Origin of the sequence: Flavobacterium aquariorum, assembly GCF_003254745.1 — a bacterium.
Taxonomy (GTDB): domain Bacteria; phylum Bacteroidota; class Bacteroidia; order Flavobacteriales; family Flavobacteriaceae; genus Flavobacterium; species Flavobacterium aquariorum.
Map to the genome: position 1 here is coordinate 1 of NZ_QKXH01000032.1, position 352 is coordinate 352.

Consider the following 352-nt stretch of genomic DNA (forward strand, 5'->3'; position numbering starts at 1 on the left):
ACGCGGCATGGCTGGATCAGGCTTGCGCCCATTGTCCAATATTCCTCACTGCTGCCTCCCGTAGGAGTCTGGTCCGTGTCTCAGTACCAGTGTGGGGGATCTCCCTCTCAGGACCCCTACCCATCGTAGCCTTGGTAAGCCGTTACCTTACCAACTAGCTAATGGGACGCATGCTCATCTTTTACCGTTGTGACTTTAATAGTTGCTCGATGCCGAGCTACTATGCTATGAGGTATTAATCCAAATTTCTCTGGGCTATCCCTCTGTAAAAGGTAGATTGCATACGCGTTACGCACCCGTGCGCCGGTCTCTCATTCCGAAGAACAATACCCCTCGACTTGCATGTGTTAAG

At 51.4% G+C, this 352-nt stretch carries 1 rRNA gene; it reads right to left on the reverse strand.

Annotated elements, in window-relative coordinates:
* Nucleotides 1-352: ribosomal RNA gene (locus DOS84_RS18855) — 16S ribosomal RNA — on the reverse strand; the annotation flags it as partial.